Genomic DNA, 7,141 nt, shown 5'->3' on the forward strand with positions numbered 1-7,141 from the left:
GTGGTCGGTGAAGAGGGATTCGAACCCCCGACCCTCTGGTCCCAAACCAGATGCGCTACCAAGCTGCGCTATTCACCGACGATGTTCTTTTCAGAACGTTTTCGTTTCGATTAAATCAAAACTGGAAACCGAAGTCACCAAAATAATGGGGTGGCTAACGAGATTCGAACTCGCGACCACCGGAATCACAATCCAGGGCTCTACCAACTGAGCTATAGCCACCATTATGTTCTGCCAATATTTTATCCGGATGGCGCGCCCGAAAGGATTCGAACCTTCGACCTTTGGCTCCGGAGGCCAACGCTCTATCCAGCTGAGCTACGGGCGCATGCCCTATCGGCGGATGGGAATAATACGTATATCACACTATGTCGTAAAGTACTTTTTCAACTTTTTTTCTCGTTTGTTGTCTTTTTCAGCACTTTGAAGCAATAAATAGTGGCTTTACGATGTGATTCACCCCGTGAAGCTGAAAAGTTGTGGTTTATTGCAACAAGTTAACAGGATATAATCACCCAATGTTTACATTGATTTAACAGTCGTTAAGTCAGCAAGCAGAATAAATCGTATAAATGAATAGCAAGCACCGACTTGCTACCTTGTTGGATAGTAAAGTGAGTTTAATGGATATGTCTCGTCGAATCTTAACAGTGTTGTTCGCTGCACTAACTTTTTCTACTGCCTCTTTCGCAGCGGATGTGAGCCAAGAAGAATATGACGCTATCGCAGAGCGTATTAAACCAGTGGGTGATGTTTACTTAGCAGGTAGTGAGCCTGTGGTTGCTGAACCTACCGGTCCACGTGATGGCGCTACCGTTTACAACACCTTCTGTACTGCCTGTCACTCCATTGGCGTTAGTGGCGCACCTAAAACGGGTGATGCTGCCGATTGGGCACCTCGTATTGCTCAAGGTAAAGACGTTCTTAAAGACCATGCAATTAACGGCTTCAACGCGATGCCAGCAAAAGGCTCTTGTATGGACTGTTCTGATCAAGAAATCGTTGATGCTATCGAGCATATGATTGCCGGACTATAGTGTCACGAACTCAATGATCAATAAGGGGGCTGATTCAGCCCCCTTATTTATTTTTATTTCTTATTAAACATTGCCCGGATATTAGCAATGTGTGCCTGACCTTTTTGCATTCGCTCTTCTGCAGACACCGCTTTTTTTGCTTGTTCCCATTCGACATCATCAAACGGCAATTCATCTAAGAATCGACTATGTTCTGGCTTAATCAACTCGCCATACTGTCTTCGCTCTTTACATATAGTAAAGGTGAGTTCTTTTTGGGCACGAGTAATGCCAACATACATTAGTCGTCTTTCTTCTTCTACGTTGTCTTCATCTATGCTGGTTTGATGTGGCAGGATGCCTTCCTCAGAACCGATAAGATAAACATAAGGGAACTCAAGACCTTTCGAGGCATGCAGTGTCATTAGCTGAACAGCATCACTATCGTCTTCATCTTCACCGCGCTCCATCATATCTCGAAGCGTCAGGCGTTGAACGACCTCTTTTAGTGACTTCTCTTCCTTATCATAATTATCGCCTTCTAAATCTGCGACAATCCATGAGTAGAGATCAGAAACATTCTTCATGCGCATTTCTGCGGCTTTCGCACTTGAAGAGGTCTCATAGAGCCAGTCTTCATAGTTGATGTCACGAACTAATGAACGCACAGCTTCAACTGTATTACCGCGCTCTGCGTTATCGGCGATGGTCACAATCCACTGAGTGAATCGACGCAAGTTCTCTAAGCCGCGCCCCGATAAGTGTTGCTCCAAACCCAACTCAAAGCTAGCTTCAAACAAACTTTTGCCACGCATATTGGCGTAGCTACCCAGTTTTTCCAAGGTAGCAGGACCAATCTCACGACGAGGCGTATTAACGATACGCAAGAAAGCATTATCGTCATCAGGATTCACCAAAACTCGCAGGTACGCCATGATATCTTTAATTTCAGCACGACCAAAAAATGAAGTACCACCGGAAATTTTGTAAGGCACGCGGTTTTGCATCAAGACCTTTTCGATGAGTCGTGATTGGTGGTTACCTCTATATAAGATGGCGTAATCGCGATATTCAGTTCGATTCACGAATCGATGCGCAATTAATTCACCCGTCACGCGCTCCGCTTCATGATCTTCATTTTTGGCTTTGAGTACTTTGAGCTTTTCACCGTCAGGGATCTCTGAGAATAACGACTTCTCGAACACGTGCGGGTTGTTAGCGATCAAGATGTTGGCCGCCCGCAAGATACGACTGGTTGAACGATAGTTCTGTTCAAGCATCACGACTTTAAGGCTTGGGAAGTCTTTGTTCAGGAGAATCAGGTTTTGAGGCTTTGCGCCGCGCCACGAGTAGATAGATTGATCATCGTCACCTACGACAGTAAAACGCGCACGCTCTCCCACCAGCAGCTTAACCAATTCGTATTGGCTGGTGTTGGTATCTTGGTACTCATCGACCAACAGGTATTGAATTCGCTTTTGCCAACGAGTTCGCACTTCTTCATTGGTTTTGAGCAAAATCACGGGCAGAGCAATTAAGTCATCAAAGTCGAGCGCGTTATACGCTTTCATTTGTACTTGATACATTTCATAGCAGTGCGCAAATAACTGCTCTTGCTCTGAACGAGCTGAGCCTTTCACCTGCTCTGGGGTCAGCATGTCGTTCTTCCAGTTAGAAATAGCGCCAAGTAGTGAACGCAACAAGTCTTTATCGCCATCGAGTTGCTGTTCGGTCAACTCTTTGAGTAGTGCCATTTGGTCCTGATCATCAAACAAGGAGAAACCAGCTTTGAGTCCAAGCGCCTTATACTCGCGACGTATGATATTGAGTCCCATGGTATGAAAGGTGGATACCATAAGACCTTTGGATTCATTTTTACCTAAGGTTTGTCCTACACGCTCTTTCATTTCACGTGCAGCCTTGTTGGTAAACGTTACGGCAGCAATATTTCTCGCTTTATAACCACAGCTTTGTACTAGATACGCTATCTTATTAGTTATCACGCGGGTTTTGCCCGACCCGGCACCGGCAAGAACCAGACATGGACCAGAGACGTATTTTACCGCCATATCTTGCTGCGGATTTAGCTTCATTGGTGTGCTCACTACTCACGAATTGTAACGCGCACATAATAGACTGCTAATGCTGACAATGCCACGCTCCGTAGGATTTTTTAACTTTTATAGAATAGTGATTAAAAATAAGTTGCGTAAATATACCTCAATTGCTTTATAATGAATGAACGTTCATTCATTATCTATCGGATGGCTATGACGACTATGAATACCAGTGATAAACGACTACAAATCCTCGAAGCGGCACAAAAAATGGTGGCGGAAAAAGGGATTCAAGGCGTATCAATGCAGAAACTGGCCAATGAGGCCGGAGTCGCAGCTGGCACGATATATCGATATTTCGATGACAAAGACCATCTGTTAGAAGAATTGAGGCTTTACGTAGTATCACGCATGGCCAAAGCCGTTCAAGCAGGTGTCGAAGCCGACCAACCACTAAAAGAGCAATATCGTAAGATGTGGCTTAATATCTGGCACGTCGCAGCTTCAAACATCGATTCGTTGAAGACTCGTGCTCAATATGACTCTATTCCTTCGAAAAATTGTTATACAACTAGGGAACAAGAACGAAAAATGTTTGCCCAAGTTGACAACCTATTCACAGAAGGAAAGAAACAAGGGGTTTTTAAAAACCTCGATAATGAAATCCTATCTGGACTAAGCTTAGAAGCAAGTGTCTCACTTGCACGTAAGCATGCTCTGGGCCTATATCAACTGGATGACGATGCGCTAGATGCTGCTATCGAAGCCAGTTGGGATGCAATAATAAAACACTAATGTGGAGTTCTCGTTAGAATGAAAAAGTGGACATTTTTCATGCTACTTATCGCCGTTCTGCTATTTGGCAGCGTGATAGGTTTCAATCTGTTTAAACAACAGAAAATCGCTGAATATTTAGCAAACCGCCCGGAGCCTGAGTTTCCAGTCACCGTAACGACAGTGAAACCTGTTGATTGGGTACCGGTTATCGAAGCTATTGGTTTTGTGGAACCAAACCAAGGTGTAACGCTAACCTCTGAAACCAGCGGCGTTATCAGCAATATCTCATTCGCGTCAGGCTCTCAAGTAGAAAAAGGTCAACTCCTTGTTTCTCTTGATTCTGATGTAGAGAAAGCCAACCTAAAAAGCTCAGAAGCTCGCCTTCCGGCCGCAAAAGCAAAGTACAAACGCTACCAAGGTCTCTATAAGAAAGGTTCAATTTCAAAAGAATCTTATGATGAAGCAGAGGCTAGTTACTTCTCTCTATCGGCTGATATTGAAAGCTTGAAAGCTCAAATTGACCGTCGTGAAATCAAAGCACCGTTTGGTGGTGTTGTTGGTATTCGCAACGTGTTCTTGGGTCAATACCTTCAACCAAGCGATCATATTGTACGCTTAGAAGATACTAGCCTGATGAAACTGCGCTTTACGGTTCCACAAACCGACTTCTCTCGCATCTCTATTGGTCAAGATGTAGACATCTTCGTTGATGCGTATCCAAACCAAGCGTTTAAAGGCTCTATCAGTGCGATTGAACCTGCGGTAAGCATCCAAAGTGGTTTGATTCAAGTTCAAGCTGACATTCCAAACAACGACGGTAAGCTGCGTAGTGGTATGTTTGCACGTGCAAATATCATCCTACCTAAACTTGAGAATCAAGTAACGCTTCCTCAAACGGCGATTACATTCACCCTATATGGCGACAATGTTTATATCGTTGAAGACGTTGATGGTGTGAAACGCGTTAAGCAGCAAGTAGTAAAAGTGGGTGAACGCTCTGGCGATATCGCTCATATTCTAGAAGGCGTAAAAGCAGATGATGTCATCGTAACATCTGGTCAAGTTCGCCTAAGTAACGACGTTAAAGTCAAAGTGGTAGAAAGCGATGCGACAGTACCACCGGCTGAGACACCGATGCTGTAATTGGAGGCAAAATGCGTTTTACTGATGTTTTCATAAAACGTCCTGTTCTTGCGGTATCGATCAGCTTTTTGATAGCACTGCTTGGTCTACAAGCTGTATTCAAAATGCAGGTACGTGAATACCCAGAAATGACGAATACCGTGGTTACCGTAACCACGAGTTATTACGGTGCGAGTGCTGACCTAATCCAGGGCTTTATTACCCAGCCATTGGAACAGGCCGTTGCTCAGGCCGATAATATCGACTACATGACGTCACAGTCAGTCCTTGGTCAGTCGACCATCACTGTGAACATGAAGCTAAATACCGACCCTAATGCGGCGCTTTCAGACATATTGGCTAAAACCAACTCTGTTCGTTCTCAGCTTCCTAAAGAAGCAGAAGATCCAACGGTGACTATGTCTACTGGCTCAACAACGGCGGTACTTTATATCGGTTTTACCAGTGACGAGTTAGCATCGAGTCAGATTACCGATTATCTAGAGCGTGTAATTAACCCGCAGCTGTTCACCGTAAACGGTGTGTCTAAAGTCGACATGTATGGTGGTATGAAATACGCCCTTCGCGTATGGCTAGATCCACTAAAAATGGCGGCTCTTAAAATGACTGCCACCGACATCATGAATGTCCTCAATGCCAACAACTATCAGTCAGCAACTGGTCAGGCTACGGGTGAGTTCGTACTGTATAACGGTAGTGCCGATACTCAGGTCTCAAACACTGAAGAACTGAAAAACCTTGTCGTGAGCTCTAAAGATGGACAAGTGATTCGCCTAGGTGATATCGCTAAAGTAACGCTAGAGAAGAGCCATGATGTTTACCGTGCAAGTGCTAACGGTCAAGAAGCCGTAGTAGCAGCGATCAACGCTGCCCCAAGTGCTAACCCGATCAACATTGCTGCTGATGTGCTTCAGCTTCTTCCACAACTAGAGAAGAACCTGCCAAGCAACATCAAAATGAACGTGATGTATGACTCTACGGTTGCGATCAACGAATCGATTCAAGAGGTAATTAAGACCATTCTTGAAGCGGCACTTATCGTACTTGTGGTGATCACTCTGTTTTTAGGCTCTTTCCGTGCAGTACTGATCCCTATCGTGACAATTCCACTATCGTTGATTGGTGTGGCAATGGTGATGCAGGCGATTGGTTTCTCTTGGAACCTAATGACGCTACTGGCTATGGTACTAGCGATCGGACTGGTAGTAGATGATGCGATCGTTGTTCTTGAGAACGTTGACCGTCATATCAAGCTTGGTGAATCTCCATTCCGTGCTGCCATTATTGGTACTCGTGAGATTGCGGTACCGGTTATTGCCATGACGCTTACACTGGGTGCGGTATATGCGCCAATCGCGTTAATGGGCGGTATCACTGGTTCATTATTTAAGGAGTTCGCATTAACGCTGGCGGGGTCAGTATTTGTATCGGGTATTATCGCATTAACACTATCACCGATGATGTGTTCGAAGCTGCTTAAAGCCAACGAAACACCAAACCGCTTTGAGCAAAAAGTACATCACGTACTAGACGGTATGACATCACGTTATGAAAAAATGCTTGGCGCGGTAATGCAACACCGCCCTGTGATCATTGCGTTTGCTGTTATCGTGTTTGCTTCTCTGCCTATGCTGTTTAAGTTCATTCCAAGTGAACTAGCGCCATCGGAAGATAAAGGCGTGGTGATGTTAATGGGTACAGGCCCGTCTAACGCAAACTTAGACTACCTGCAAAACACCATGAACGACGTAAACAAGATCCTAACCGAGCAGCCAGAAGTGGCGTTCGCTCAGGTGTTTACTGGTGTACCTAACTCAAACCAAGCATTTGGTATTGCTTCTATGGTTCCTTGGAGCCAACGTGAAGCGAGTCAAGCAGAAGTTGCTAACCGAGTTGGTGGGCTTGTGGCTGATGTACCTGGTATGGCAGTAACAGCATTCCAGATGCCAGAGCTACCAGGCGCCGGTTCAGGTCTACCGATTCAGTTTGTAATTACTACACCAAACAGCTTCGAAAGCTTGTTTACTATCGCCACAGATATCTGGACTGACGTACAAAAGAATGCTCAGTTTGTTTATTCAACACTGGATCTGAACTACGATTCGGCAACGATGAAAATCAATATCGACAAAGATATGGCGGGCGCTT

At 44.9% G+C, this 7,141-nt stretch carries 5 protein-coding genes and 3 tRNA genes; 4 read left to right on the top strand and 4 right to left on the bottom strand.

The window, feature by feature from the left end; all coding sequences use genetic code 11:
* Position 1: 1 nt before the first annotated feature.
* The 3 genes from AWH66_RS00005 to AWH66_RS00015 form a co-directional block, all read right to left on the bottom strand.
* A tRNA-Pro gene (locus AWH66_RS00005) sits at positions 2-78 on the bottom strand.
* 68 nt (positions 79-146) lie between these two features.
* Positions 147-222, bottom strand: a tRNA-His gene (locus AWH66_RS00010).
* 29 nt (positions 223-251) lie between these two features.
* Positions 252-328, bottom strand: a tRNA-Arg gene (locus AWH66_RS00015).
* A gap of 295 nt (positions 329-623) precedes the next feature.
* Here AWH66_RS00015 and AWH66_RS00020 point away from each other — a divergent pair.
* Complete coding sequence (locus AWH66_RS00020) at positions 624-1,037, top strand: c-type cytochrome (RefSeq protein WP_063604182.1); 414 nt, start codon at positions 624-626, stop codon at positions 1,035-1,037.
* A 53-nt stretch (positions 1,038-1,090) separates the two neighbouring features.
* Here the strand turns inward: AWH66_RS00020 and rep are convergent, their stop codons facing one another.
* Positions 1,091-3,109 carry a DNA helicase Rep gene (gene rep, locus AWH66_RS00025; protein WP_063604181.1) on the bottom strand — a complete coding sequence of 673 codons (2,019 nt, stop codon included), beginning with the start codon at positions 3,107-3,109 and terminating at the stop codon, positions 1,091-1,093.
* A 177-nt stretch (positions 3,110-3,286) separates the two neighbouring features.
* On the opposite strand from rep, the gene AWH66_RS00030 reads away from it, so the two are divergent.
* From AWH66_RS00030 to AWH66_RS00040, 3 genes are all read left to right on the top strand, one after another.
* Positions 3,287-3,868 carry a TetR/AcrR family transcriptional regulator gene (locus AWH66_RS00030; RefSeq protein ID WP_206360027.1) on the top strand — a complete coding sequence of 194 codons (582 nt, stop codon included), beginning with the start codon at positions 3,287-3,289 and terminating at the stop codon, positions 3,866-3,868.
* Positions 3,869-3,886: 18 nt separating this feature from the next.
* Entirely contained in the window at positions 3,887-4,993 is a 1,107-nt protein-coding gene (locus AWH66_RS00035) for an efflux RND transporter periplasmic adaptor subunit (RefSeq protein WP_063604179.1), read from the top strand.
* Between the two features lie 11 nt (positions 4,994-5,004).
* A partial coding sequence (locus AWH66_RS00040) for an efflux RND transporter permease subunit (protein WP_071487834.1) occupies positions 5,005-7,141 on the top strand: 2,137 nt, incomplete at its 3' end.

This window comes from Vibrio barjaei (assembly GCF_001639065.2).
In the GTDB taxonomy this organism is placed as follows: domain Bacteria; phylum Pseudomonadota; class Gammaproteobacteria; order Enterobacterales; family Vibrionaceae; genus Vibrio; species Vibrio barjaei.